The following is a 22,341-nucleotide window of genomic DNA, read 5'->3' as shown; positions in this document are numbered from 1 at the left end:
GCGATGCAGGAGACGGACGTACGGCACGCCCTCCAGGAGTACGTCACTGACGGCGAGCCGGCGATGGGATTGACCGCCGATGCGATGCTCACGGCCGGACGCCGGTCGCGCCGGACCCGGCGGCTGGCCGGCGTCGGCGGGGCAGGACTGGCGGTGGCGCTGGCCGGCGCGGGAGCGGCCGTGGTGACCGGCACCGGCCTTCTCGGCCCGAACTTCGCGGCCGCGAGCCCGTGCCCGAGCCCGCCCGGGTCACGCCCCGCCGGGACTGTCGCCGCCGACCGGGCGCTCCCGCCGGAACTGGTGGAGTGGGCCGCCACCAGCGTGACCTGCCACCTCACCACAGAGGTGCCACGGCTCCTGCCGGCCGCCGAGTACGCGCAGGCCCCGGGCGTGGAGGCCGCGCCCTTGGCCGGGTTCAGCCTCGGCGGCGAACCCCCGATCGGCAACCGGGTGGACGCCATGGCCCTGATCCGGGACGCGGCCGGAACCGGTGACCTGTCCGTCTCGGTCGGGGTGGTGGACCGGTCGCTCGGCGCCAAAGCCGCGGACGACTGCCGGCGCTCCGAGTGGTTTCCCTGTTCCGTCCGGACCGGACCGAACCGGGAGATCGTGCTGCTGAGCACCGAGGACGACAGCCTGTCGGCGACGGAACCGCGAAACTTCGTCGTCCGGGTCTACCGCGGTCACAGCGAAATCTCCGTGCAGGCGTCGAACACCGACCGGAAGGCGGTCGGCGACGGTCCCCCGGTGGCGACCCGGCCGATGCCCGTACTCTCCGCGGAGCAGGCCGTCCAGCTGGCACTCTCCCCCGAGCTGTACCTCTTCCCGTGACCACGGACGCGGTGTGATGGGATACCGCCGTTGAACAGCTTCGGGGAGGGGTCCAGGTGAGTCTTGGTCTCGGTGTCCTGGCGATCGACGGGTGGACCGACGTGTCCGACGTCCTCGCGATGGTCGATCGCTGCCACGCTGACGACCATGTCGAAGGCGACCTCGACAACCGGATCGCCGGGTTCTACGAGCGGCTGCGGGCGCAGTTCCCGGACCACCCGCCCATCACGGACCCGTCGAAGAACCCATGGATGAGCACACCGCTGGATATCGGCATCGACCACGTGTTCATGCTGCTCAGCTACAGCGAGCGCAGCGATCCAGCCCTGCAGGCGATCCATGAGCTGGCGATCGAGTACGGGCTGACCATCTGGGATCCACAGAACGGCACCGCCTACCGGCCGATGCGAGCGCCGGGACGGGACTCCAGCACCTCCACGGCTTCGGCCTGACAGCGGCAAGAATTGACGTCGATGGGTACGCTGCGCCCGTGCGCGACGGCCACCAGTGCCGGCCGCCGGGCCGCAGGCTGCGGCCGGGTGTCGCCAGGAGGTGCAGGCAGTGATCGATCTGGACCGGCCGGCTCAGTACCGGAGAAGGCGGACCAGGCCGGAAACTCAGCGGTGTCGGTGCTGCTCTTCGCGGCCTCCGACGCGACGGCGGTCCGCAGCGAGCAGCGGCGGGTGACCGTCGAGTCCCAGGTGACGGTCGTCAGCGCCGGCCCGCAACCGGTGAACGTGGTCGCCGTCCGCGTCGACCAGCCGGGCGTCACCGTACGCAGCGCCGAGAGGGAACGCCAGATCGCGCCGGGCACGGCCCTGCCCGTCGACGTGGTCATCGAGTGGTACTGCGACGCCAACCAGCCCCCCACCCTCGCCGCTTCCGTCACCGCGGAGACGGCCGACGAGCAGGTCCGGCACGTCTCACCGGTAGCCCTCGACGGCACGCCGTGGACCGCGAGCAGGCGCGCGGGTTGCGCCGGCGCGAGCTGACGCTCGCGTGGCCAAGACCCTCATGGGCCACCGGGGCGGGCCGATAGACACGCTGTGACACCTGTGCCGTCGCCGCTGCGTCGTGACCCTGTGCTGCTCGCGCTCTGCCTGCTGGTGCCGGCGATGGTGGTGACCGCGGTCGTGGACACCGGCGGGCGGGTCGTGGGCGCGGTGGCCTGGCCGGTGCTGGTCGTGCTCGCCGGGGTGACGGCGGTCAACGGCTTCTGGACGTGGCGCAACCCGCAGGCCGACGCCGATGACCGGCGGATGTGGGGTGCGGTGGGCCTCGCCGGGGCGATCTTCCTACTCAGTGACGTCTGGCAGTTCGTCGTCTACCTGCGCGCCCCGGCGAGCATGGACTCGGCGATCGGCGGGCCGGTGTACAGCGCCGGTATCTTCCTCGGTTCGCTCTGCATGGTGCTCGCCCTGCTCACCATGCCGCTGGGGTTCGCCACCCGCGCCGAGCGGGGACGGTTCCTGCTGGACGCGGCCACGGTGCTGGCGTTCGCGGCGACGCTGGGCTGCTACTTCACGGTGACGGCGGGCGCGGCAGGCGTCGCCGGGGCCGGTCGGGTGATCTCGCTGCTGTTCGGGCCGGCCATCTACATGGTGGCGGTGTTCGCGCTGGTCAAGCTACTGCTGATGCCGGTCAAGCCGTTCCGCCCGCTGGCCGGGGCGCTGCTGTCGCTGGCCGCCGGGATCGAGGGCGCTGCCACCGGGTTCCGGCCGCTGCTGATCACCCACGGGCACGTCTCCTGGCAGCAGGCCGCCACGGTCGTCGCCGTGGCGGCGCTGGCCGCGGGGACCCGGGTGCAATACCTGCAGCTCCGCTCGGGTGGGCGGGAACGGTCACGGCCGCAACGCCGCCCGTACAGTCTGCTGCCCTATGCCGCCGTCGTCGGCACCTTCGTGATGTTGATCGGGGTGCTCGCGGTGACCGGCTGGCAGCCGGCGACGTGGATCGTGGTGGCGGGTTCGGCGGTGAGTTCGGCGCTGGTGGTGGTGCGGCAGTGGACCGCGTTCGCGGACAACGCCCGCCTGCTGGAGCTGCTCGACGCGAAGGTGGCCGAGTTGCACGGGTCGCTCGCCGAACGGGACCGGCTGGCGTCGGAGCTGGAGCACCTGGCGTTCCACGACGCGCTGACCGGGCTCGCGAACCGGGCGCTGTTCCAGCGCCACCTGGCGGAACACCGCGGCGCGGGCGCGGTGCTGCTGATCGATCTGGACGGTTTCAAGCCGGTCAATGACACGTACGGCCATGCCGCCGGTGACACCGTGCTCGTCGCGGTGGCGGTGCGGCTGCGGGCGGGCGCCGGGGCGGACGATGTGCTGGCCCGCCTCGGCGGTGATGAGTTCGCGCTGCTGAGCCGAGCCGCGCTCACCGGCGACGAGGCCCGGGCCCGGGCGGCGGACCTGGCCGCCGCGATCGAGCTGCCGATGACCGTTCTCGGTCAGGAGCTCCGGGTCGGGGCGAGCATCGGCATCGCGCTGGGCCGGGACGGGCAGACCGGTGACGCTCTGCTGCACGAGGCGGACCTGGCGATGTACGCGCAGAAGGCCGCCAAGTGCGAGGCCCCTGGTCACCGCGGCGGGCGTACGCCACCGACCGCTGTCGTCCGCCGGTAGCGGTCGCCGGGAGTGCAGCCGTACTCCCGGGCGAAGTCCCGATGCAACGTCTTGCTGCTGATGTGCAGCCGCGCCGCCCACTCGGCCAGGCTCGTCGCATCCGCCGGATCCCGCAGCAACGCCCGCGCGCGGCGGCCTGTCCGTCGTCGTCCTCGAATGGTGCCTGCCCCGCGTCGTCGCCGCCGGCCGACCCGGCATCCCGGTGGTGCCGGCCGCCCTGACCGGCGCGGTCCTGCTCCCTGGGGCTGATCTGATCGCGCAGGTACTGCTCGCGTCGGTGGCGTTGCCGGTGCGAGTGGTGACAACGGCACTGGGCGGCGCCTACCTGATCTCCCCGCTGATCGCACAGGTCCGCCGCCGCGAACTGGTCGCCCGCTGAGTCTCCACTCCGTGACATCGCATGCGGGTGAACCGGCTCCCGCTTCTCGCGCCGCGAATCGTAGTGGGATGGTCAGGACCGCAGCTTCCACGGTGGCATCGAGGTGCCTGCCGAAGCCACCCTCGGCGGCCTGAAGGAGCACCCTTCGGCGCCCCGGCCGGCTCGCACCTCCGCTTCAACCGAGCGTCTACCCTTATGGATCATGGTGTTCAGAAGGCGGCCCGAACTGGTGCTGGTCATCGCGGCGGCCAGTTTGCTGGCCGGCTGCGGGTCGCCGGTCACGGCCGGCGAGGCGAAGCGTGCCCAGGGCGCCAGCTTCGGTTACCCACTCGAGGGGCGGCCGGAGCGCATCGCCATCGATCGCAATGACCTCGAGGCGAAGATCGATTCCTTCGCCGAGGAGCTCTACCAACGCCGGCTCACAGAGTTGAACCCGGCGACCTTCGATCAAATCATTGTCGGTCCCTTCCAGGTCGAACGGTTCGACCAGACCTCCGGCCTCATCAGCGATGAGCCGGAGAACAGTGATGACATCTGGTGGGTCACCGCCGAGCCGGGCGACTACATGGCCTTCTCGCCGCCCTGGGACCTCGGCGAATACGACACCTAAAACGTCCGGCCTGATGAGATTACGTCCCGTCTTGAGAGGTGGAAGCGTCAGTGCGCGTTGAGGTCGACGGTGAAGTGTTCGAAGTGGTCGCAGGGGAGGATGACAACCCGGGCGCCTACCACTACAACTGGATCTCGGGCCGAGACCCCGACTATGGCTTCACTTCGGCCTTCTCGGATCGCCGGACACCGACGATGCGGGAGCATGAGGATGCCATTCGTGATTTCCTCTCCAAGGTCGATCCTGAAACGGGTTACTGGTAGGGGTGATCCGGCAGTTATCTGTGCGTCCATCGAAAAGCCTGCGAGCCATCCACGTCCATACCTCTTGAGGAGGATTACGAGATGCCTCCGAAGAGGGTTTTTGCGAAGGGCTCGCGCTTCCTACGGTTCTCACATGAGCCGATACCTGAACCGTATGATCAGCACGGCCCGGCGCGCTCCGCGGTGGCGGGCAGCCCTGGTGTCCATGGTCGCCGTGCCCTCCATCGCCCTCGGCGCCGCGGCCGGCCCCGCGGCTGCCGAGCCCTCGGCCAGCTCCATCCAGGACAGAGATCTCGTCGCGTTGCAGGAGCTGCGTCAGCGCCAGGACCAGGCGTGGGCGCGCGGCGATGCCCGAGCCTACGCCGCGCTCTACACCTCCGATGCCGATGTGGTGACGTTCAACGGTGACCACCTGAGCACCCGGGCCGGCATCGAGGAAGGCATGGGTTACTACTTCACGACGTATTTGCGCGGCACGCGTCTTCTCCAGCGGGACCAGCGCATCCGCTTCCCCGAGCCCGATCTGGCCGTCATCGTGCGTACCGGCTGTGTCCTCTGGCCGGGTGAGACGGCCTGCACCGAGGAGGCTCTCTCCGTCAACACGAACGTCGCCGTGAAGCGCCACGGCCGCTGGCTCTACACGTCCTTCCAGAACACGCGGATCAGACCGTTGGGACCCGCCACGTAGGCCGGCTGGATTTGTTCGATCGATGAACGGAGGCAGTGGCGATCCGGTGATGCCTGGTGGACGGCGGTGGGCGGCGTTGGGGCACGGTGGCGCCCGGCCCGGATCTGGGACAGGCTGACCCGGTGGGTGATGACGATGCGCACCGCGGGCCGGCACGGGCGCGGAGATTCGCGGGACCGCTGACGCGGCGACTCGCCAGTCCCGCAGGCTTGATCATGGCGGGGTTCTGCCTGCTGCTGCCGTTCATGAGCGCGTCGTGCGAGAGCGAGCAGTCACCTGTGCACTGGCGGGTCACCTACACCGGCGCTGACATACTCACTGGTGGACGGCCTGATATCGCCTTCACCGACGACGTCGGCCGGCGACCGGTTCACCGGCTTGACGACGCCGGGGAACGGCAAGTGCTCGGTGAGCCGCCTCCGCCCCTGCCGCGGCGGCCCATGGCCTGGCTGGCGGCCGCTCTCATGACGGCGGCGCTCGCCGGCACGGCGCTGCCGTCGCGTAACTGGCGTGCGACGGGCACCGCGGGGCTTGCCATTCCCGCGGCGGTTGTCCTGTTCGGTGCGACGATGCTGGCACGGCGTGATGCGACGGACGCGGTGGCGACGGTGTTGAGCAGGGTCACCACCCCGGCCTCCACACCCGCGCCAACGGTCTCGGAGCTGCGCGGATGGGAGCATTACGGCCAGGTCGGCGACCTGCTCAGCTACGAATACGGGTTTTGGATCGCGATCACGGCCCTGTCCGCCGTGGGCGTGGGCAACCTCGTCCAGGTGGTTCGGCACCCCGCCCGCACAGCTGACGGGCCGTCGTCGGCCGCTGAGGAACAGGGGACCTGGTCGTCCGGCTCTACCGCGACCCCGGGCGGGCATGACAGGGATACCGGATCCCCATAGCTTCTACCGCGACCCTGAGCGGGCATGACGGGGATACCGGATCCCCGTAGCCTTCGCCGCGTGGCCGACGACGACCTTACGATCAAGCTCAGCAGGGACCAGGCGTTCGTGCTGTCCGACTGGCTCTACCGGATGATGGGCACGGCACCGTTCGACGACCTCGTCAACCAGGAGCGTGCGGTCTGGTCGCCGCTGTACGCGATCGCCGGCACGCTCGACAGGACGCTCGTCGAGATCTTCATGCCGGACTACACCGACCGCCTGCACAACGCTCGCGAACGGCTGCTGGACGGCCTCGGCCATATCGGCAGGCCACCCTCCGAGGACAGGCCACCCTCCGAGGAATAGCCGACGGCCCTCCAGGGGGATGGCGTGCGGCGGGACGCGAGCTGCGGCCGCAGGCGGTGCGACCTCTACACTCCGGCGATGCATGTGGTCTGGTCCGCGACGGAACTCGGGTCGCGCCGTTTCTGCCCCACCCCGGTGCGATCCGAGCCGGCGGAGTTGGAGGACCGTTTCCGGCGGCTGCGGCGCCGCCGGATTCGGGGCTACGTCGAGGTCGAGATCCCGGGCGGCGGGTCATCGCGGGTGACGATCGGGTTCCGCGGCGAGTACGCGGTCGTCCACATGGTCGTCACGGCCCCCGTCCCGCGGTTCTTCGTGCTCGGCGGGGACGGCAGCGTGCCCGCCGATGCTTACGTCAAGGTACCGGTCAGGGACGAGTTGGCACGGTTCACCGGCGACGTCGTCCTGGAGGTCCATCGCGCCTGGGACGTGGTGCAGGCCTTCACTCGCACCGGGCAGGCCGGCGACCTCGGCGAGTGGCGCCCGCTTCAACCGGAACCGACCGGCGCGGAGACGTAGAGCTCGGCGCCAGGAGCGGGCGCGGCGGCGCGCAGGGCTCGGCGCCGGGAGTTGGCGGAGTTGGCCGCGTGAGGGCGCGTGGGGCCCGGCGCCGGGAGTGGGCGGCTCGGGTGGTGAAGCCGGCGAGCGCGATGACCGCGGGCACGAGCAGGTAGATGCCGCTGAGGGCCAGTGTCACGCCGGTCAGGGCGGTGCCGGCGACCGCGACCGCGCGCATCCGGCCGCCGGGCAGCAGCCGCACGGCGGCGAGGGCGCCGACGAACATGACCGCGCCCAGGCACGCCGACGTGGCGCGCAGCAGCGGGTCCAGGTTGATCGGCAGCGCGACGGTGACCGCGCCGAGCGTGGCGATCGCCGCGCCGAGCAGGATCAGGATGCGGTGCGGTGCCGCGAACCGGTGCGGCAGCAGCCGTTGTTCGGCCAGGGCCACGCCGAGGCGGGACGCGCCGGCGAGGTAGGTGTTGAGTGCCCCGAACGCCAGCACCAGGGCGGCGACCCCGGTCACCGGTCCGGCCGCCGTGCCGATGGTCGTGGCCATCATCGCGGTCAGCGGTACCGGCGACAACGCCGCCCCGGAACCGACGACCGTGACCGCCACACTCACGTAGATCACGGTCACCGCCGCCAGCGTCAGGGCGGTGGCCGTCAGCAGGCGCCGTCCCTCGAAATCCGCCGACAGGTGGCTGGCCGCCTCCCAGCCCACGAACGCGAAGATCAGCACACCGACGGCGCTGCCGACGCCGCCGATCCCGTGCGGCAGGAAAGGCTCGAACCGTTCCGCTCGCACCGCCGGCAGGCTCGCCACGACGGCCGCGGTCAGGACCGCGAGCAGCAGGCTCACCATCACGACCTGGGTGCGGCCGCTGGTGCGCAGTCCGGCCGCGTTGGTGAGGAACGCCGCCGCCAGCAGACCGCAGGCGATGGCCGCCGCGGCCGGGCCGTCCCAGCCGAACGCGTCCGCCGCGTAGAGGCCACCGGCCAGCCCGCCGGCGAGCGTGCCGATCGGCACGGCCACGAAGAACCACCAGCCGACCATCGCGTACGCCCATCGGCCCGCCGCCATCCCGGCGAAATGTGCGACCCCGCCGGCGTCGGGATGACGCAACCCGAGCAGCGCGAACGTGAACGCGACCGGAACGCTGACGATCAGCAGCGCCGCCCACGCCAGCACCGAACCCGGCCCGGCCGCCTCCGCGGCCAGGTGCGGCAACACCAGCATGCCTGGCCCGAGCACGCCGCCGAGGACGGTTGCGGTGCCCTGCCACACCCCTAAACGATGCCCTGTCATGCGCCGACGCTAAGCAGCCGTTCGGTCAAATGATGGGCTCACCGAACGCACGGTCGGAATCTGCCGCCAGAATGGGTGGATGGACGAACTGGATGCGCGAATCGTCGCCCTTCTCCAATCAGATGCGCGGCTCTCCAACCGCGAGCTCGCCCGGCAACTCGGCATCGCCCCGTCGACATGCCTCGAACGGGTCCGGGCCCTGACCCGCCGGGGCGTGATCCGCGGCTACCACGCCGACATCGACCCCGCCGCGCTCAACCGCAGCGTCCAGGCGATGGTCTCCGTGCAGGTGCGGCCGTTGAGCCGGGCCGTCATCGACACCTTCAAGGCCTCCGCCGCGAAAATGCCCGAGGTGCTGCACGTCTTCGTCCTCGCCGGTGGCGACGACTTCCTGCTGCACGTGGGCGTGCCCGACCTCGACGCCCTGCACGCCTTCCTGCTGGACCGGCTCAGCAAGCGCCGCGAGGTCACCGGCTTCCGCACCTCCGTCATCTTCCAGCAGGTCAGCAACCCCGCACCGGGGATGCTGCCGGCGACCGGGTGACAGCGCTGCTGCCGGCGACCGAGGGACAGCGCTGCTGCCGGCGACCGAGGGACAGCGCTGTTGTCAGTGCGGGAAGACGCGAGGCGTACGAGTGATGATCTCGTTCCGGAAGGCCTCGACCCGGGTGGCCACCTGGCGCATGCCGACGGTGTTCTCGAGCCGGTCCAGGTAGAGGCATCGGGCGGCGAGTGCGGCGAGGTCGACGGTGAAATAGGCGGCCATCAGCGGGTTGACGAACAGGGTGCTGCCGGCCGTCCGGCGGGTGAATTGGACGTCGCCGAAAGCGCCTTCGGTGGCCGCGGCGATCTGCCCCTGCACGATGCTGGGCCGCATCGGAGTCGCCCGTTGAGCGTCGGCGGCAATTCGTGGGCAGCCAGCCGGCGGGCCAGGGTCCGTTCCGGGAAATAGTCGTCCGGGCCCTTGGCATCCGGGGTCACGAGGCCGGCCAGGAGCACACGGCGAGCTCCGTGCAGAGCGGCGAACAGCGGCGGTACGTCCAGCGGACTCGACGTCGGCCCGCCCGAAGAAGCGTTCACCCCTGCCATGATCCGGGAGGGACACCACAGCTGCGCTCCTCCACTACAGTGCAGCTCCATGCCGAGCGAAACCGTGCCCAGCGAAACCATGCCGAGCGAAAATCTGCGCACCGAACGTCTCGAGTTGCGGCCGGTGCGGGACGAGGACGTCGACCGGATCCTGGAGTACCGCAACCTGCCGGCGGTCACTCGCTGGCTGCTCACCACCGAGGTCGACGCGGCCTCGTTGCGGGCGGCGTGGCGGCGTGCGGCGGAGAACCCCGACGACCACAGCGTGGCGGTGACCCTCGACGGCCTGGTGATCGGCACGGTCTCGTTGACCGTCCTCGACGGCATGGGGCAGCCGGACATGCCGCCCCGGACGGAGGCGGACCTGGGCTACACCTTCGACCCGGCGTACGGCGGCCGGGGCTACGCCACCGAGGCGGTCACCGCGATGGTGGCGTACGCGTTCGACCGGCTCGGCGTGCGGCGGATCACCGCCGGCTGCTTCGCGGACAATCTGGCCTCGGTGCGGATCTTGGAGAAGGTCGGCATGCGGCGCGAGCAGCACGGTGTCGGGGACTCCTGGCACGCGGAGCTGGGGTGGGTGGACGGATACACGTACGCCATGCTCGCCGGGGATCGGCGCGAATAGGCGAGCACAGCTCGTCACGTGGGCGGCGCGGGCCGGCCCAGGACCGGCATGTCCGACACGCGGGAACCGGGTTGCCAGGGCCAGCGCTGGTACCTGTCCGGCCACACGATCTGCAGCGCTGTCACCGCCGTACCCGTCGTGGCGTAGAACTGCGCCGCCACCGGCAGGTGGCGATCCGGCTCGCTCACCGCGACGAACTGGGCCTGGTGCCCGCCGAGGACGTCGCCGGCGAACTGCCCCGCCGTGCACGTCCGCCGGCGGGCGATGACGTCACCGGCGATGTCGTGCAGGACGGGCCGGGCGAGATCCGGGGGCATGCCGAACAGGATCAGCTCCGGGTGATCGTGGCCGGTCAGACCGATCGTGTACCAGCATGTCTCCAGCAGCGCCGGCTGCGGCACGAACTGGAGGTGTACGCCGGACCGCGCGACGGTCTCGCCGATCTGGCGAAGTCCGGCGTCCTGTTGTCCGGTGGTCATCGGCTCACCCCGTTCGGCATCGTCGTCGAGCTGAAGCCTCCGCATACCCGCCGGGTGCACCCCCACACCCGGCGTCCTCGCCGGTGTGTCAGCCGTCCGCCGGGTGCTGGTCCCGCTGCAGCACGCGGAGCTCTCCCGGCCGCATCGAGCGGGGCGCCGACAGTTTCGGCGACGCCCTGCACATGGACGGCATGTGCCGGTCGCCTCTCACCGCGGCCGACGACTACCGCACCACACGTCTGCTCGCGCGCCTCGGCCGGGCCGGCTGAGGCTGCTCGGCATCTCGCCGCCGTTTTCCGGACCAGCCGGACGGGTACGAGAACCGGACCGGACCGTCGGCGGTAGGAGGATCATGTCGAACCCGGAGAACAAAGAGCGTGACCGGCTGCTGGGCCTGGGCGTGGCGCTCGGCATCACCCTCGGCATGATCGTCGGACTGGTCCTCTTCGACAACATCGGTATCGGGCTCGCCCTGGGCCCGGCCGTCGGCATCGCCGCAGCTATCGGCATCCATGAGATGCGCAAGGCGAAACGGACCGACACCCCTCGCTGAGCGCCCTCCCGAGGCGATCGCCGGGGCACGGTCACGGCCCGGGCTGCCAGCTCCCGTAGCACGCGGCGGACCTGGTCGGCCTGGACCTTTCCGCACACCTCTGATCAAGGGGTACGCCGACCGGCGTACCCCTTGCCCTCACTTGATCGCCGGGAAGGCCGCCCCGTCGTTGAGCTGATCGATCAGGGTCAGCACCGCGTCGCGACCGCCGTTCGCGTCCAGCCACCGCTGGACCCGGCACGCCGCCTTCGCGTACACCTGCTCGTCGGCGCTCGCGGCGTCCAGCCACCCGGGAAGCGTCCCGGGCAGTTCGCCGTCGAACGGCACCCGGCAGGCCGCACCCAGGTACCGGGGATCGCCGGAGACGACGACGGCGAGCCCTTCGTCGAACCACTGCGGGACCTCGCCGTCGAGCCGGCGGTGCAGCTCCACATGGGCCATCTCGTGCGAGGCGATCACCGCGTCCAGCCCGCGCGGGGACAGCATGACCGCCCGGTTGAGCACGGCGACACCTTTCTCACCGCCGCCCCCGATCCGGGAGTAACAGCCGTCGGTGGCGCAGGCGACCAGGCGTGGATCGGACCGGCGCTCACCGTAGAACGTCTCGACCCGCCGGCGCGCGTCGACCGCGAGTCCGGTCAACCCCTCCTCCTGCGAGGCGTCGAGGCCCCGCTCGCCGTAGACGCCGTCACTCACCTGCGTCAATCCGTAGCAGCCGGGGCAGGTGGTCGCCACGACCGACGGGTAGGCCCAGGCCAACCCACCGATCGCCAGCACCACGCCGACGACGCCGCCCAGCACCCACCGCAGCCGCTTGCGCATCCCGCGATCCTAGGGCGGGGCGGAGCCGATCACACTCGGGAAGGCGGGGTTGACCGCCCCGGCCATGATGCAAGCCAGAGATGGTACCGGCATGCGGGGGCGCCACATGTTCGACGGCATCAGGAACCACCAGCGTCTGCGATGGATCACCAATCCCTGGTTCTGGAGGAACGTAGGCTACTACCTGCGGTCCCGCTCGATGGTCATGGTGGCGGGCAACGTGGGCACCCTGATCACCGCCGTCGTCGCGCTGGTGTATTTCTGGTCCCGCCCGTACTCGTTCGCCGCCTACGTCATCGTCCAGCTGGCCTGCCTGCTGTGCCAGGCGATCTCCTTGATCGCGGCGGTGGGCCCCGGGGGGGCGGTCCCGACGACGCCGAGAGTCATCAGGGCATGGCGGTGCTCGTCGTCTGCGGTTCGTGGATCTTCAAGTTCCTCCCGGGCGCGTTCCTGCTCTACCTGCTCGGCGTGGGAACCACCGAGCCACCGTGGACAGCCATGTTCCTCTCGGGACTGGCCCTCATGCTGGCCTGCATCGCCAGCCTGATCGCCTCGGTCGCCCTCGCCGATCGGGTACGGGCGCCGTACCGCCGGACCACCGGACCGCCGGAGCAGACCGACTGGGCCGGCCTGGCGGAAAGCGGCGGCGCGGATTCGGGTGGCTCCGGCGGCGACTGACCGGTGGCGTCGGCCGGCGCAGCACCGGAAACTGTCACCCTGGCCGGCCGTGCCGGCTCCGGTGGCGCGGTCACCACCAGGCTGGCCGCGGTGGCGCAGGTCAGGATCGCGGACGGGCGGATCGCGGCGAAACGCGGAAGAACCACCGATCCACCGTAGACCGATCAGCGCGTACGCCGGTGCCCGCGCAGCGACGCCTGCGCGCGGTGGAAGGGGCGGCGGCGGCGCCGGATCGGTCAGCGGCGCCCGGTGGAGAGGGCGACGAGGAACTGGCCGCCGCCCGCGTCGACGCTCGCTGTCACCGGCAGGCCCGGCACCAGCCGGGAGAACCGGTCCACCAGCCAGTCCGCCGCCTCCTGCGCGTCCTTCTTGCTGGGGCAGCGCGCAACAAGCTCCCGGCCGCCCTTGCGTTCCAGCCGGTCCGCGACGGTGATCAGCGGCGCGGGTTCCACGACGTTGAGCCGATCCGGCCAGGCGATGACGACCTTGACCGCACCCTTGCGGGTGTTGCAGGCGCGGTGCGCCAGCCGCTCGGCCACCTTCGCCTTCCGGTCGGCGGTACGGCTGTCGACGCTGGGACCACGCGGATCGTTCACGGACATGTCCGGATCGACGGGCTCGTCGCACACCCAGCATCGCCAGCCGTCGCGCTTGCCTACATCCTCAAGGCTCATCCGAGCAAAGTAGCCTGCCGGGCCCCTCGGCCGATGGTCGGCCGACAAACATGAATCCGCTCTTTCCTGATAACGGTCTGAAAACGAGCTGAGGATTTTTGGAGTGCGGTGCTGTCGGGGCGGGTAGTCACTTCTCACCGGCGCCGGACAGTCGATCAGCAAGCCCCCCAAGGAGAATACGATGGCTACCAGCACTCACACCACCCACGAGCACGTCCCCGCGAAGAACGTGCGCTTCCGCGGTGAGGAGACGAAACCCTCCTTCAAGACCACGGAACTGGTCGTCTATGTGCTCGCCGTCATCGGCGTACTCATCGCGTCGTACACCGTCGGTGACGGGTCCGCGAACAACGGCGCCGACTACTTCGCCGCCGACAAGGCATGGTGGTACATCACTCTGCTGACCATCGGATACATGATCAGTCGCGGTCTGGCCAAGGCCGGCAGCCGCAGCAGCGACGTCGACCCGCGCACCCACTGATCATCAGCGCGAGCACCATCGGAGCAAGCATCTGCGGGCGCGACCGAGTCGGTCGCGCCCGCCGCTGCGTCAGGCCGTGCCTCGCTGCCGCGCCACCCGCGACCATGCCCTATGGTCCGCGCAGGACATGGACGGCGGGCGGCCGCTGCGAGTCGTCGATCGCGGCCACCTCGAACCCGGAGGCACGCAGGATGTCCAGCATGGCGTCACGCATCGCCGTGGTGACAGCGATGTAGAGCTGTTCGGCAGAGACATCCCGATCACCGGTCCGCGTGGACTCCATGACAGCGCCGACGAGGGCCGCACCCGGACTCCAGTCGACGATCACCCCGCCCATCTCGTCATTCATGGGGTCGACACCGATCACGGCGCCGGCCGGCCGGGGGTAGCTGTCCTCGGGATGGTGCGGAATCCCGGCGCGGTCCAACGCCTCACCCACCCGCCGCGCCACATCGTGCCAGGCCGCCACGACCTCATCGGAAGCCCGGAGCTCTTCGAACATCACCATCACTGCCGTTCCGCCCCGAGGTTGAGGCACTCGCTGTTCACCGGCCCCGCCGCGGCGGCACGATGCGTCCGTGTCACCGCGGGCCGATGCGGGTATCGACGGTAGTCATGACCAACCCTCCGGTGCGCCCCTCCGGTGCCGGCAGTCTTCCGCTGGCCCTCGCGGTCGGGATCGTGGCCGGCGCCGTCGCGTTCGCCGTCATCTATCTGGTCGGCCCGCGGACTGAATCCCTGCCGCCGGCTCCGGTCGCCGCCGTGGCCGGTGTGCTCATGGCCGCCGTCTGGACCTGGCGGATGTACCGGCACGGCTGGCGGCTCCTCCGTGACTGACCCGCAGTCGCGGCACCGCCCGTCCCCCGGCGACCGGCAGCCGCTGATCAGAAACGATGCGGTGGCGGCTGTCGTCCTCGTCGCCGACCTGGTCTTCGCGGCCTACCTGGCGTTCCAGGCCTGGTCCGGCCCTTCGGAATGGCGGCCGTGGTACCTCGTCGGCGCGGCCGGCCTGCTGCTCATGATCGGCGCGGTGGCCTGGAGCCGTTTCGGCGGCCGCTCCCGGGCGCCGGATCACCGTCAGCCAACCCCGTGAGCCGAGTCGTCCCCGTGAGCCGAGTCGCCCCCGTGAGCCGAGTCGTCCCGTGAGCCGAGTCGAGCCGACTCGCCCCCGTGAGCCGTCAGCACGTCCGGGGCTCCGAACGTGACCGGGACACCCGGTGAGTAGAGGACGCTGTCCGGCGGACCGGACGGCGCCGGCAACCCGGCCGCGGTGATCAGGGTGTCGTCGAGGTCGAGGAGTTCGGCACGCCGCAACGGCCAGCGCGGGTGCTCGTTCGGCAGGTGCAGCGAACGTCCCCACGCGTGGGTGTGCAGGCCCCACCGGGCGGTCACGAAGTGTTCCAGCGCGGTCGGTTCCGCGACCGGTTCCCCCACCCGGACCCGCATCCGGTTGACCGCCGGTCGCGGCACCGGCCACCGGCGCCGGCTCGTGTAGGAGAGCACGTCGCCGCGGCGGGTCAGCCGCATTCGCGACCACATGTAGGGCAGCCGCAGCGACGCCCGCGCGGTCAGCACCGGCAGCAGCCGCTCCGCGTCCAGCGACAGGAACACCACGGCGCGCCGGCCCCGGCCGTCGACGCTGTAGAGGCGCACGTTCGTCTCGCAGAACGTGCCCAGGTAGGGAATGCCGGGTCCGCGCAGGAAGCCCAGCCCCACCATCCGGAACCCGATCAGCCCGACATAGGTCACGCCGTCCAGCGTGTCCGGGACGGTTCCCGCCGGCAGCATCGGCGCGACCAGGGCCGGATCGACGGCCCAGTGCAGAAAACTCAGGTCCACCCAGCGCTGCACCAGCAACGAGCGCCGCACCGGCCGTACCGTCTCCGCACTGACATCCTCGATCCGCACTCACCCATCATGCTCGCCGCGCGCCTCGAAAGAGCGCGCCCGGCGTTTCAGGAAAGGTCGCCGACCGGACGCCGGATGCCGAAGTTGCGCGACAGCAGATCCGTGACCAGCGTCGACATGGTCTCCGCGTCCCCACCCGTGGCGCTCCACAGCAGCGCCGCCACCGGGCCGTCGATGCGCAGGGTCACGGCGGGCAGACTGCGGGCCTGGACGGTCTGCGGGGGCGCGAGATCTTTGGGTACGGGCGGAGTCGCCGGCGCAGGAGCGGCCACCGTCACGCTCGACGGGGTCCGGCACGTCGTGCAGCCGTCCGTGAAGCCGGTGAGGACGTACTGCGTCACCGCCCGCCGGTTCATCGGCTTCCACAGCCGGTCACCGCACCCGGAGCAGGAGACTCCCGGCAGGTAGGCGGCCGCGGCGGAGTGCACCTCCGCCACCTCCCGCGCGTCGTCGGCGTGCTGCGCGTGCTGGGCGTGCCCGGCCAGCGCCAGCCAGCGCGGCTGACCGCCACCGGGCGCGCACGCCCAGTAGCGGCGCGCCCGGGCGAACTTGTCGGCACTGATCCGCGGGTGCGGCCGCAGCGCGAGGGTCAGCAACGCCCGTCCGTCGGGGCCCGTGGTGAGCGGGAATCGCTCCGCCTGTTCGATCACGGCCCGCCCATCGGCACGGCACCATGCCGGGCGAGGGAAAAACCTTTCCGCAACCGCGTACCACCCGATTGCATCTCAGCACCATCAAGAACCGGGCCGGCAACGGTACGGCGCCGGCCGGTTCCCGCATGGCCGGGCAGCGCGTCCTACTCGCCGGCGAGCTCCGCACCCGTCGGCGCCTGCACGTCGACCGGGGTGCCGAAGTCCGAGTACGTCATCGTCATCTTCGTCGCCGGCTCGGAGCCGATCGCCGGGATGGTCAGCGTGTACTTCGTGAGCCGGCCCTCACCGTCGAACGCCGCCTCGAACGGCACAGTCGCCACCGGCAGCTTGGCCGCGTCGCCGGCGCCCATGCCCAGCTGCTGACCCGCCTTCGCCAGGTCGATGTTGCCGGTCACCGCGTTGTCACCGGCCCACTTGACCTCGGCCGCCGCCTCCAGGGCCTTCACCGTGTCGGTGGGGTCGTAACTGCCCAGCGTGCCCGGGCCGCCGGTGCCGGACATCTTGCGCCACGTCTTGCCGTCCATGCCGGGAATGTCCGCACCCGGGATGGTCATCTTCATGTAGTTGACGCCGTCGACGATCCGCGTCTCGGTCTTCACCTTGGTGCCCTCGGACTCGGCCGACATGACGAACTCGCCGGTCTTACGCTTCGGGTCCATCACGCCGTCGATGGTGCCCGCGGCACCCATGTCGATCACGCTCTTGTAGGACTGCTCCTGGATCTTGCTGCCCGCGCTGGCCAGCGCCGCGGCGGCGTCCTTCGGCGCGTCGGCGGGCTTGGCGCCGCCACCGGCCTCGCCGTCGCCACCACAGCCACTCATCGCCAGCGCGACAGCCAGGGTCAATGCCAGCCCACCACGCGTCATCCGCTTGTTCACAATGCTCCCCGTCACCTGTGCGCCCCCGTCGAAGCGCCGGAGCGGGTCACTGTAGCGGGCACATATCGATCACGCCCGGCCCGGGCCCACCCCCCGGGGCATCCATGGGCGGGACAGCCTCGGCCGGGAATGTCGTACCCCGGGGATAGTGTGCCGGCATGCCGCTCGAGTTCAGTGATCAGTTCTGGGAAGGCCTGTCCGCCAAGCAACGGGAGGGCCTGATCTTCATGGAACAGATGACGGGCGCGCACCTCACGGACAGTCCGCCACCGCCGGGTTCGCCTCTGGCACGGCTGGAGGAGCTGGTGCGGCAACAGCAGGCCGGCCTGATCACACAGGAGGAAGGAGCCGCCGCGATGCGCCGCGTCATGGCCGCGCAGTCGGAGGAGAGCTAGCGCCGGCGGGCGGTCGGGCCGGTCCGCTGAACCGGAACCGCAGGCGTGCCCGAGCGGTCTGTGCTGGTGGCTGCCACTGCCCCACCAGCACAACGACAATCGCCAGCCCGGCCTGAGCGGCTGGCGCATGGCGCGCCGGATGTCGGTGCGGCGGCGAGGCAGAGGAGTTCGGCGAGGTGTTACCTACCTCTGCTCCGGTGCGGTCCCTGGACAAGTGGCCGCGGTCGCTGCGCTGGATCCGGCGGGGCGGTGTCGATCTGCTAGCGGTGCGGAATCGCGGTTTTGACCCCTTGATCACAGCGATTTCGTAGCGCCAGCAGATCAACATCTCGCCATGGGCGGCGCGTTCGGCGCCCCCGGCCCGGTGACAACACCCCTAAGAGAACCCCCACGCAGTTCTTAGAGAAGACTTACGTCCGTCGATGGATGCCGACACGCGACGCACCTAATGTCGTTTTCCGGATCAACCACTCAGACGGAGGTGTCCATTGTCTTCCGCACGTTTCGCCCACTTCACCTGGCCGGCGTTCCGCGTCGTCGTCGGCCTGCTGTTCGCCTGCCACGGACTGTCCGGCCTGTTCGGACTGCTGGGCGGCAGCCGCGGCACCGGCGAGGCGATCCCCGTCGGGACCTGGCCGAACTGGTACGCCGCCCTGATCCAGCTGGTCTGCGGCCTGCTCGTGCTCGCCGGGCTGTTCACCCGCCCCGCCGCGATCCTCGCCTCGGGTTCGATGGCCTACGCCTACTTCGTGGTGCACCAGCCGGACGGGCTGATGCCGATCGAGAACGGCGGCGTCACGCCGGCCCTTTACGCCTGGACGTTCCTGCTCATCGCCGTCTTCGGCGCCGGCTCCTTCTCGGTGGACGCGCTGATCGGCAGCCGGCGCGGCAAGCCGGCGGAGAACCCCGTCGCCAGGGTGCGCGAACCGGCCTGATCCGGCTACGCCACGGCCCGGTCACCGAGGTGCGGCGACCGGGCCGAAGGCAGGAGGGAGGCCGGCCCGGAGGCGGGGCGAGCACCGGGCCAGGCCACGAAGGGGTACGGGGTCAGCGGCGCGACCGGGGCAGGCAGCACTTCTTGTACTTGTTGCCGGAACCGCACCAGCACGCACCGTTGCGCTCCGGCGGCCAGCCGATCTGGCCGGTGGTGGCGCCGGGCCGCTGCGCGTAGCCGGTGCGGGTCTGCGGGTCGGCCGGGTCGCCGTCACTGCCGGCGAACGCGACCAGGCCGTCGACCGTGGCCGGCAGCACCGCGAGGTTGCTGCGTCCGGTGCCGGTGAGCCGCACCAGCTCGGTCTCCAGGCGGGCGCGGTGCTCGTCCCACGTCGCGCCGTACGCCTCGGTCAGCGCGGGCCACCGCTCCACCAGCCGGCCGAACTCGGCCTGCGGCCAGAACAGCAGGTCGGTCGCAACGCCGGCGGCCTTGGCGGAGGCGTTGGCGAGCCGGGTCTCGAGTCGCTCGGCCATGTTGTCGTAGGCGTCGTGCTGCGCGCCTATCGCGTGCCGGATGCGGTGGCGCTGCTGGAGCAGAAAGAACAGCAGACCGGCCTCGTCCGCGGTGGCCGGGTCGGGCCCGCCGCGCTCGGCCACCGCCGTCTTCACGGCCTCGGTCAGCCATTCCTCGGCGACCCGGTGACGGCCGCCGACGGCGAGGGCGGCACTGACGTACGCCGGGGCGTCGGCGTGCTGGTTGAGCGACGGGCGCAGCGGTTCGAGCTCGGCCATCGCCTCGTCCGCGCGGCCGAGCCGGAACAGGATCCGGGCACGCACCGCGTGGGCGGCCATCACCTGGTTGTCGTCCCGGGTTCCGGAGACGGCGAGCGACGACTCCACGTACCGCAGGGCGGCGTCGAGCTTGGCACGGCTTTCGGCGATCTCGGCGGCGAGGGTGAGCGCCTGGCCGGCGTCCTGCGGGTCAGCCAGGCGACCGGCCTCCGCGGCGGCGGCCAACTCGGCCGCGACGCCGAGCGGATCAGCCTGCCCGAGGACGGACTGCCGGATCTCTTCAATGTCTGCGCTGGTCAGAGCTTCTTTCAAGGGCACGCTCCCACCGTACTGTGCCCCGTACCCCCGCTGCTGTTGATCTGAGTCTCATTCGGTCGGCAGACCGCACATCGGATCGCCGCTTTTCAATACCGACAACGGATGGTAAGAACTCTGTAACACTGTGGGAGCGCTCCCACAATTCGATGTGGCTTGGAGAGGCGCGCAGATGAGTGAACTCCCGAACGGCCGGCGATCCCCCTGGCGGCGTGCCGCGGCAGCCGCCGCCACCGCGGCCGCGACGATCGCCCTCGCCCTGGGCAGCATGGCCGGCGTCGCCACCGCGGCCCCGGCGACCACGCCAGCGGCTCCGGTGACATCGGCGGCCCCGGTGAGCGCCGGCGTCGCCACCGGTTACTCGCACACCTGCGTCATCCGCGCCGACGCCAGTCTGTGGTGCTGGGGCGGCAACGGCGCCGGCCAGCTCGGCGACGGCACCACCACCAGCCGCACCGCACCGGTCCGGGTCGGCACCGCCACCACCTGGGCGAGCATCGACGCGGGCACCAGCTACACCTGCGGCGTGCAGACCGACGGCACGCTGTGGTGCTGGGGCAGCAACCTGCGCGGCGGCCTCGGCGACGGCAGCACCACCAACCGCACCAGCCCGGTCCGCGTCGGCACCGCCACCACCTGGGCCTCGGTCAGCGCGGGCGACGCACACACCTGCGCCACCCGCACCGACGGCACCCTGTGGTGCTGGGGCTTCAACCGCCTCGGCCAGCTCGGCACCGACCCCTCCACCGTCTACACCGCGACCGCTCCGATCCAGGTCGGCACCGCGACCACCTGGGCCGGCGTCGCCGCCGGCTTCGGGCACACCTGCGCCACCCGCACCGACGGCACGCTCTGGTGCTGGGGCGACAACGGCGACGGACAGCTCGGCCTCGGCCGGCTCACCCCGTCCACCAGCCCGGCGCAGGTCGGCACCGCGACCACCTGGTCCGGCGTGACCGCCGGGTATGCCTTCAACTGCGCCACCCGCACCGACGGCACCCTCTGGTGCTGGGGCGACAACGGGTACGGCCAGCTCGGCACCGGCACCACGTACGCGAACGCGCCGGTCCGCGTCGGCGACGCCGCCACCTGGACCAGCGTCGACGCCAGTTTCAACACCGCGTGTGCGCGCCGCACCGACGGCGGCCTGTGGTGCTGGGGCAACAACAAGGCCGGCCAGGCCGGCGACGGCAGCACCGTGCACCGGTCCGTGCCCACCCGGGTCGGGACCGCCACCACCTGGACCGACGACCACCGCACCGGCTACCACTCCTGCGCGGTCCGCGCCGACGACACCCTGTGGTGCTGGGGCAGCAACAACAGCGGGCAGCAGGGCGACGGCACCACCACCCAGCGGCCCCTCCCGGCACAGGTGACCCTGCCGGCCTGACCGCCACGTGACGCTCCGGCGCGGGGCCCGGCTTCCACCGGGCTCCGCGCCACCGTTCACCCGGGCGGGCCTCATACCGCACGGATGATCCGCGCCATGCGGTGAGCTGATGTCATGGGGTCCGGCGGGAAAGGGACTTCGATGACGACTACCGCAACACTGGTGTTCCTCGCGGTGGTGGGTGCGCGCTTCCTCGTACCCCTGCTCATCCCGCGCTTCCCGCTGCCCGCCATCGTCGCCGCGCTGGTCCTGGACGCCGTCGACCAGACCGTGTTCCAGTCGTTCGGCTTCGACCCGCCCGGTTACCAGGGTTACGACAAGGCGATGGACGTCTATTACCTGGCGATCGCCTACCTGTCCACGATGCGCAACTGGAGCAGCCGACCCGCCGTGCTGGTGGCCCGGTTCCTCTACTTCTACCGCCTGATCGGCGTCGTCGCCTTCGAGCTCACCGAGTGGCGCACGCTGCTCCTGATCTTCCCCAACACCTTCGAATACTTCTTCATCGCGTACGAGGTCTACCGGCTCTTCTGGAACCCGGCGCGCGTCACCCTGCGCTCCTGGATCGCCACGGCGGCCGTCATCTGGGTGTTCGTGAAGCTCCCGCAGGAATGGTGGATCCACGTCGCCCAGCTGGACTTCACCGACGCGGTCGCCGACGTGCCCTGGTTCGGCCCGCTGGTCGTCGTCGCCCTGGTCGGCGCCGCCCTCACCTACTGGTTCGCGATCCGGCCACGCCAACCCGCCCCGGACTGGTCCTGGCACGTCGCCGCCGACCCGCTGCCCGACGGCGCGCGGCGCGTCGCCGACCGCAACCGCTGGGTCGCCGAGCACGGCCGGATCTGGTCACCGGCCACCCTGGAGAAGGTCGCCCTCGTCGGCCTGATCTGGGTGGTGTACGCCCAGATCCTGCCCAGCGCCACCTTCACCACCACGCAACGGCTGCTGGTGACCGCCGCTTTCGTCACCGCCAACACCGCGATCAGCCTCTGGTCCGCACGGTCGTCGCGCAGCGTGGAGAGCGCCCCGCTCGCATTCGGCGGACGGGTCGTGATGAACCTGGGCCTGGTCCTGCTCGCCGACCGGCTGCTCCCCCGCGCCGGCGGCGACCTCGACCCCGGCGTGGCCTTCTTCTTCGTCCTGCTGCTCAGCCTGATCACGTTGCTCGACGACCGCTTCCGCCCGGTCCACGAGATCCGCTTCCAGGCCGCGGCCGCCGGCGCGCCCCGGTAATCC

At 71.0% G+C, this 22,341-nt stretch carries 32 protein-coding genes; 22 read left to right on the top strand and 10 right to left on the bottom strand.

Annotation, left to right across the window (positions count from 1 at the left end; translation table 11 throughout):
• The first annotated feature begins 3 nt into the window (after positions 1 to 3).
• The 11 genes from LPA41_RS15005 to LPA41_RS14955 all read left to right on the top strand — a co-directional run bounded on the left by LPA41_RS15005 (position 4) and on the right by LPA41_RS14955 (position 7,149).
• Positions 4 to 831: a hypothetical protein gene (locus LPA41_RS15005; RefSeq protein WP_229070986.1), complete on the top strand. Its 828-nt coding sequence runs from the start codon at positions 4 to 6 to the stop codon at positions 829 to 831.
• Between the two features lie 56 nt (positions 832 to 887).
• On the top strand, positions 888 to 1,283 hold the full coding sequence (locus tag LPA41_RS15000) for a hypothetical protein (protein ID WP_229070985.1): 396 nt from the start codon (positions 888 to 890) through the stop codon (positions 1,281 to 1,283).
• A 171-nt stretch (positions 1,284 to 1,454) separates the two neighbouring features.
• The gene (locus LPA41_RS14995; RefSeq protein ID WP_229070984.1) at positions 1,455 to 1,823 is read left to right on the top strand and encodes a hypothetical protein; all 369 of its coding nucleotides are present in this window, start codon (positions 1,455 to 1,457) and stop codon (positions 1,821 to 1,823) included.
• Between the two features lie 54 nt (positions 1,824 to 1,877).
• Entirely contained in the window at positions 1,878 to 3,449 is a 1,572-nt protein-coding gene (locus LPA41_RS42715) for a GGDEF domain-containing protein (protein ID WP_229070983.1), read from the top strand.
• A 136-nt stretch (positions 3,450 to 3,585) separates the two neighbouring features.
• The gene (locus LPA41_RS14985) at positions 3,586 to 3,828 is read left to right on the top strand and encodes an iron chelate uptake ABC transporter family permease subunit (RefSeq protein WP_306469516.1); all 243 of its coding nucleotides are present in this window, start codon (positions 3,586 to 3,588) and stop codon (positions 3,826 to 3,828) included.
• 202 nt (positions 3,829 to 4,030) lie between these two features.
• The gene (locus tag LPA41_RS14980) at positions 4,031 to 4,438 is read left to right on the top strand and encodes a hypothetical protein (RefSeq protein ID WP_229070981.1); all 408 of its coding nucleotides are present in this window, start codon (positions 4,031 to 4,033) and stop codon (positions 4,436 to 4,438) included.
• Between the two features lie 50 nt (positions 4,439 to 4,488).
• Entirely contained in the window at positions 4,489 to 4,701 is a 213-nt protein-coding gene (locus LPA41_RS14975; RefSeq protein WP_229070980.1) for a hypothetical protein, read from the top strand.
• Positions 4,702 to 4,834: 133 nt separating this feature from the next.
• Positions 4,835 to 5,389 (top strand): SgcJ/EcaC family oxidoreductase, encoded by a 555-nt coding sequence (locus LPA41_RS14970; RefSeq protein ID WP_229070979.1) that lies wholly within the window; start codon positions 4,835 to 4,837, stop codon positions 5,387 to 5,389.
• Between the two features lie 122 nt (positions 5,390 to 5,511).
• Positions 5,512 to 6,285 carry a hypothetical protein gene (locus LPA41_RS14965; RefSeq protein WP_229070978.1) on the top strand — a complete coding sequence of 258 codons (774 nt, stop codon included), beginning with the start codon at positions 5,512 to 5,514 and terminating at the stop codon, positions 6,283 to 6,285.
• 60 nt (positions 6,286 to 6,345) lie between these two features.
• The gene (locus tag LPA41_RS14960; RefSeq protein WP_229070977.1) at positions 6,346 to 6,633 is read left to right on the top strand and encodes a hypothetical protein; all 288 of its coding nucleotides are present in this window, start codon (positions 6,346 to 6,348) and stop codon (positions 6,631 to 6,633) included.
• A 78-nt stretch (positions 6,634 to 6,711) separates the two neighbouring features.
• Positions 6,712 to 7,149 carry a hypothetical protein gene (locus LPA41_RS14955; protein WP_229070976.1) on the top strand — a complete coding sequence of 146 codons (438 nt, stop codon included), beginning with the start codon at positions 6,712 to 6,714 and terminating at the stop codon, positions 7,147 to 7,149.
• Here LPA41_RS14955 and LPA41_RS14950 read toward each other — a convergent pair.
• A complete protein-coding gene (locus tag LPA41_RS14950) occupies positions 7,073 to 8,437 on the bottom strand; it encodes an APC family permease (RefSeq protein ID WP_229070975.1) in 1,365 nt (454 codons plus the stop codon). The two genes, LPA41_RS14955 and LPA41_RS14950, sit on opposite strands and share 77 nt — an antisense overlap.
• A 79-nt stretch (positions 8,438 to 8,516) precedes the next feature.
• On the opposite strand from LPA41_RS14950, the gene LPA41_RS14945 reads away from it, so the two are divergent.
• Positions 8,517 to 8,981, top strand: a complete 465-nt coding sequence (locus LPA41_RS14945; protein ID WP_229070974.1) for an Lrp/AsnC family transcriptional regulator — start codon at positions 8,517 to 8,519, stop codon at positions 8,979 to 8,981.
• A 63-nt stretch (positions 8,982 to 9,044) separates the two neighbouring features.
• Here the strand turns inward: LPA41_RS14945 and LPA41_RS14940 are convergent, their stop codons facing one another.
• Positions 9,045 to 9,314 carry a hypothetical protein gene (locus LPA41_RS14940; protein WP_229070973.1) on the bottom strand — a complete coding sequence of 90 codons (270 nt, stop codon included), beginning with the start codon at positions 9,312 to 9,314 and terminating at the stop codon, positions 9,045 to 9,047.
• 291 nt (positions 9,315 to 9,605) lie between these two features.
• On the opposite strand from LPA41_RS14940, the gene LPA41_RS14935 reads away from it, so the two are divergent.
• Entirely contained in the window at positions 9,606 to 10,154 is a 549-nt protein-coding gene (locus LPA41_RS14935; protein ID WP_229071207.1) for a GNAT family N-acetyltransferase, read from the top strand.
• Positions 10,155 to 10,168: 14 nt separating this feature from the next.
• On the opposite strand, the gene LPA41_RS14930 is transcribed toward LPA41_RS14935, so the two are convergent.
• Entirely contained in the window at positions 10,169 to 10,633 is a 465-nt protein-coding gene (locus LPA41_RS14930; RefSeq protein WP_229070972.1) for a DUF4262 domain-containing protein, read from the bottom strand.
• Positions 10,634 to 10,985: 352 nt separating this feature from the next.
• On the opposite strand from LPA41_RS14930, the gene LPA41_RS14925 reads away from it, so the two are divergent.
• Positions 10,986 to 11,186 carry a hypothetical protein gene (locus LPA41_RS14925; RefSeq protein WP_229070971.1) on the top strand — a complete coding sequence of 67 codons (201 nt, stop codon included), beginning with the start codon at positions 10,986 to 10,988 and terminating at the stop codon, positions 11,184 to 11,186.
• Between the two features lie 138 nt (positions 11,187 to 11,324).
• Here the strand turns inward: LPA41_RS14925 and LPA41_RS14920 are convergent, their stop codons facing one another.
• The gene (locus LPA41_RS14920; RefSeq protein ID WP_229070970.1) at positions 11,325 to 12,008 is read right to left on the bottom strand and encodes a hypothetical protein; all 684 of its coding nucleotides are present in this window, start codon (positions 12,006 to 12,008) and stop codon (positions 11,325 to 11,327) included.
• A 393-nt stretch (positions 12,009 to 12,401) separates the two neighbouring features.
• On the opposite strand from LPA41_RS14920, the gene LPA41_RS14915 reads away from it, so the two are divergent.
• Positions 12,402 to 12,686, top strand: coding sequence for a hypothetical protein (locus LPA41_RS14915; protein WP_229070969.1), 285 nt, complete (start codon positions 12,402 to 12,404; stop codon positions 12,684 to 12,686).
• Positions 12,687 to 12,922: 236 nt separating this feature from the next.
• Here LPA41_RS14915 and LPA41_RS14910 read toward each other — a convergent pair whose 3' ends face one another.
• Positions 12,923 to 13,360: a hypothetical protein gene (locus tag LPA41_RS14910; RefSeq protein ID WP_229070968.1), complete on the bottom strand. Its 438-nt coding sequence runs from the start codon at positions 13,358 to 13,360 to the stop codon at positions 12,923 to 12,925.
• A 181-nt stretch (positions 13,361 to 13,541) separates the two neighbouring features.
• Here LPA41_RS14910 and LPA41_RS14905 point away from each other — a divergent pair, with 181 nt between their 5' ends.
• Positions 13,542 to 13,841: a hypothetical protein gene (locus LPA41_RS14905; RefSeq protein ID WP_229070967.1), complete on the top strand. Its 300-nt coding sequence runs from the start codon at positions 13,542 to 13,544 to the stop codon at positions 13,839 to 13,841.
• A gap of 109 nt (positions 13,842 to 13,950) precedes the next feature.
• Here the strand turns inward: LPA41_RS14905 and LPA41_RS14900 are convergent, their stop codons facing one another.
• Complete coding sequence (locus LPA41_RS14900; RefSeq protein ID WP_229070966.1) at positions 13,951 to 14,343, bottom strand: hypothetical protein; 393 nt, start codon at positions 14,341 to 14,343, stop codon at positions 13,951 to 13,953.
• 113 nt (positions 14,344 to 14,456) lie between these two features.
• On the opposite strand from LPA41_RS14900, the gene LPA41_RS14895 reads away from it, so the two are divergent.
• On the top strand, positions 14,457 to 14,678 hold the full coding sequence (locus LPA41_RS14895) for a hypothetical protein (RefSeq protein ID WP_229070965.1): 222 nt from the start codon (positions 14,457 to 14,459) through the stop codon (positions 14,676 to 14,678).
• Between the two features lie 61 nt (positions 14,679 to 14,739).
• Entirely contained in the window at positions 14,740 to 14,934 is a 195-nt protein-coding gene (locus tag LPA41_RS14890) for a hypothetical protein (protein WP_229070964.1), read from the top strand.
• Here LPA41_RS14890 and LPA41_RS14885 read toward each other — a convergent pair.
• From LPA41_RS14885 to LPA41_RS14875, 3 genes are all read right to left on the bottom strand, one after another.
• On the bottom strand, positions 14,919 to 15,749 hold the full coding sequence (locus LPA41_RS14885; protein ID WP_229070963.1) for a YqjF family protein: 831 nt from the start codon (positions 15,747 to 15,749) through the stop codon (positions 14,919 to 14,921). The genes LPA41_RS14890 and LPA41_RS14885 overlap by 16 nt on opposite strands.
• Before the next feature lie 47 nt (positions 15,750 to 15,796).
• The gene (locus LPA41_RS14880; RefSeq protein ID WP_229070962.1) at positions 15,797 to 16,399 is read right to left on the bottom strand and encodes a hypothetical protein; all 603 of its coding nucleotides are present in this window, start codon (positions 16,397 to 16,399) and stop codon (positions 15,797 to 15,799) included.
• Positions 16,400 to 16,545: 146 nt separating this feature from the next.
• Positions 16,546 to 17,295 carry a hypothetical protein gene (locus tag LPA41_RS14875; protein WP_229070961.1) on the bottom strand — a complete coding sequence of 250 codons (750 nt, stop codon included), beginning with the start codon at positions 17,293 to 17,295 and terminating at the stop codon, positions 16,546 to 16,548.
• Between the two features lie 143 nt (positions 17,296 to 17,438).
• On the opposite strand from LPA41_RS14875, the gene LPA41_RS14870 reads away from it, so the two are divergent.
• Both LPA41_RS14870 and LPA41_RS14865 read left to right on the top strand, forming a co-directional pair.
• Entirely contained in the window at positions 17,439 to 17,675 is a 237-nt protein-coding gene (locus tag LPA41_RS14870) for a hypothetical protein (RefSeq protein ID WP_229070960.1), read from the top strand.
• 488 nt (positions 17,676 to 18,163) lie between these two features.
• Positions 18,164 to 18,610, top strand: coding sequence for a DoxX family protein (locus LPA41_RS14865; RefSeq protein WP_229070959.1), 447 nt, complete (start codon positions 18,164 to 18,166; stop codon positions 18,608 to 18,610).
• Between the two features lie 112 nt (positions 18,611 to 18,722).
• On the opposite strand, the gene LPA41_RS14860 is transcribed toward LPA41_RS14865, so the two are convergent.
• On the bottom strand, positions 18,723 to 19,718 hold the full coding sequence (locus LPA41_RS14860) for an SEC-C metal-binding domain-containing protein (RefSeq protein WP_229070958.1): 996 nt from the start codon (positions 19,716 to 19,718) through the stop codon (positions 18,723 to 18,725).
• 169 nt (positions 19,719 to 19,887) lie between these two features.
• Between LPA41_RS14860 and LPA41_RS14855 the strand changes: the two genes are divergently transcribed.
• Complete coding sequence (locus LPA41_RS14855) at positions 19,888 to 21,105, top strand: RCC1 domain-containing protein (RefSeq protein ID WP_229070957.1); 1,218 nt, start codon at positions 19,888 to 19,890, stop codon at positions 21,103 to 21,105.
• A 141-nt stretch (positions 21,106 to 21,246) separates the two neighbouring features.
• Positions 21,247 to 22,338 carry a hypothetical protein gene (locus tag LPA41_RS14850; protein ID WP_229070956.1) on the top strand — a complete coding sequence of 364 codons (1,092 nt, stop codon included), beginning with the start codon at positions 21,247 to 21,249 and terminating at the stop codon, positions 22,336 to 22,338.
• Positions 22,339 to 22,341: the final 3 nt, after the last annotated feature.

Source organism: Actinoplanes sp. DH11 (assembly GCF_020873875.1).
In the GTDB taxonomy this organism is placed as follows: domain Bacteria; phylum Actinomycetota; class Actinomycetes; order Mycobacteriales; family Micromonosporaceae; genus Actinoplanes.
The sequence above is the reverse complement of the archived record's forward strand: the minus strand, read 5'-3'. Positions and strand labels throughout refer to the sequence as shown.

Bases quoted from the DNA above. Each gene is read 5' to 3' on its own strand.
- LPA41_RS14850 (WP_229070956.1), top strand. From the start codon at position 21,247: ATGACGACTACCGCAACACTGGTGTTCCTCGCGGTGGTGGGTGCGCGC.
- LPA41_RS14870 (WP_229070960.1), top strand. From the start codon at position 17,439: ATGCCGCTCGAGTTCAGTGATCAGTTCTGGGAAGGCCTGTCCGCCAAG.
- LPA41_RS14925 (WP_229070971.1), top strand. From the start codon at position 10,986: ATGTCGAACCCGGAGAACAAAGAGCGTGACCGGCTGCTGGGCCTGGGC.
- LPA41_RS14980 (WP_229070981.1), top strand. From the start codon at position 4,031: ATGGTGTTCAGAAGGCGGCCCGAACTGGTGCTGGTCATCGCGGCGGCC.
- LPA41_RS14910 (WP_229070968.1), bottom strand. From the start codon at position 13,360: ATGAGCCTTGAGGATGTAGGCAAGCGCGACGGCTGGCGATGCTGGGTG.
- LPA41_RS14930 (WP_229070972.1), bottom strand. From the start codon at position 10,633: ATGACCACCGGACAACAGGACGCCGGACTTCGCCAGATCGGCGAGACC.
- LPA41_RS14940 (WP_229070973.1), bottom strand. From the start codon at position 9,314: ATGCGGCCCAGCATCGTGCAGGGGCAGATCGCCGCGGCCACCGAAGGC.
- LPA41_RS14905 (WP_229070967.1), top strand. From the start codon at position 13,542: ATGGCTACCAGCACTCACACCACCCACGAGCACGTCCCCGCGAAGAAC.
- LPA41_RS14955 (WP_229070976.1), top strand. From the start codon at position 6,712: ATGCATGTGGTCTGGTCCGCGACGGAACTCGGGTCGCGCCGTTTCTGC.
- LPA41_RS14950 (WP_229070975.1), bottom strand. From the start codon at position 8,437: ATGACAGGGCATCGTTTAGGGGTGTGGCAGGGCACCGCAACCGTCCTC.
- LPA41_RS14970 (WP_229070979.1), top strand. From the start codon at position 4,835: ATGAGCCGATACCTGAACCGTATGATCAGCACGGCCCGGCGCGCTCCG.
- LPA41_RS14915 (WP_229070969.1), top strand. From the start codon at position 12,402: ATGGCGGTGCTCGTCGTCTGCGGTTCGTGGATCTTCAAGTTCCTCCCG.
- LPA41_RS14895 (WP_229070965.1), top strand. From the start codon at position 14,457: ATGACCAACCCTCCGGTGCGCCCCTCCGGTGCCGGCAGTCTTCCGCTG.
- LPA41_RS15005 (WP_229070986.1), top strand. From the start codon at position 4: ATGCAGGAGACGGACGTACGGCACGCCCTCCAGGAGTACGTCACTGAC.
- LPA41_RS14945 (WP_229070974.1), top strand. From the start codon at position 8,517: ATGGACGAACTGGATGCGCGAATCGTCGCCCTTCTCCAATCAGATGCG.
- LPA41_RS14855 (WP_229070957.1), top strand. From the start codon at position 19,888: ATGAGTGAACTCCCGAACGGCCGGCGATCCCCCTGGCGGCGTGCCGCG.
- LPA41_RS14920 (WP_229070970.1), bottom strand. From the start codon at position 12,008: ATGCGCAAGCGGCTGCGGTGGGTGCTGGGCGGCGTCGTCGGCGTGGTG.
- LPA41_RS14900 (WP_229070966.1), bottom strand. From the start codon at position 14,343: ATGTTCGAAGAGCTCCGGGCTTCCGATGAGGTCGTGGCGGCCTGGCAC.
- LPA41_RS14935 (WP_229071207.1), top strand. From the start codon at position 9,606: ATGCCGAGCGAAAATCTGCGCACCGAACGTCTCGAGTTGCGGCCGGTG.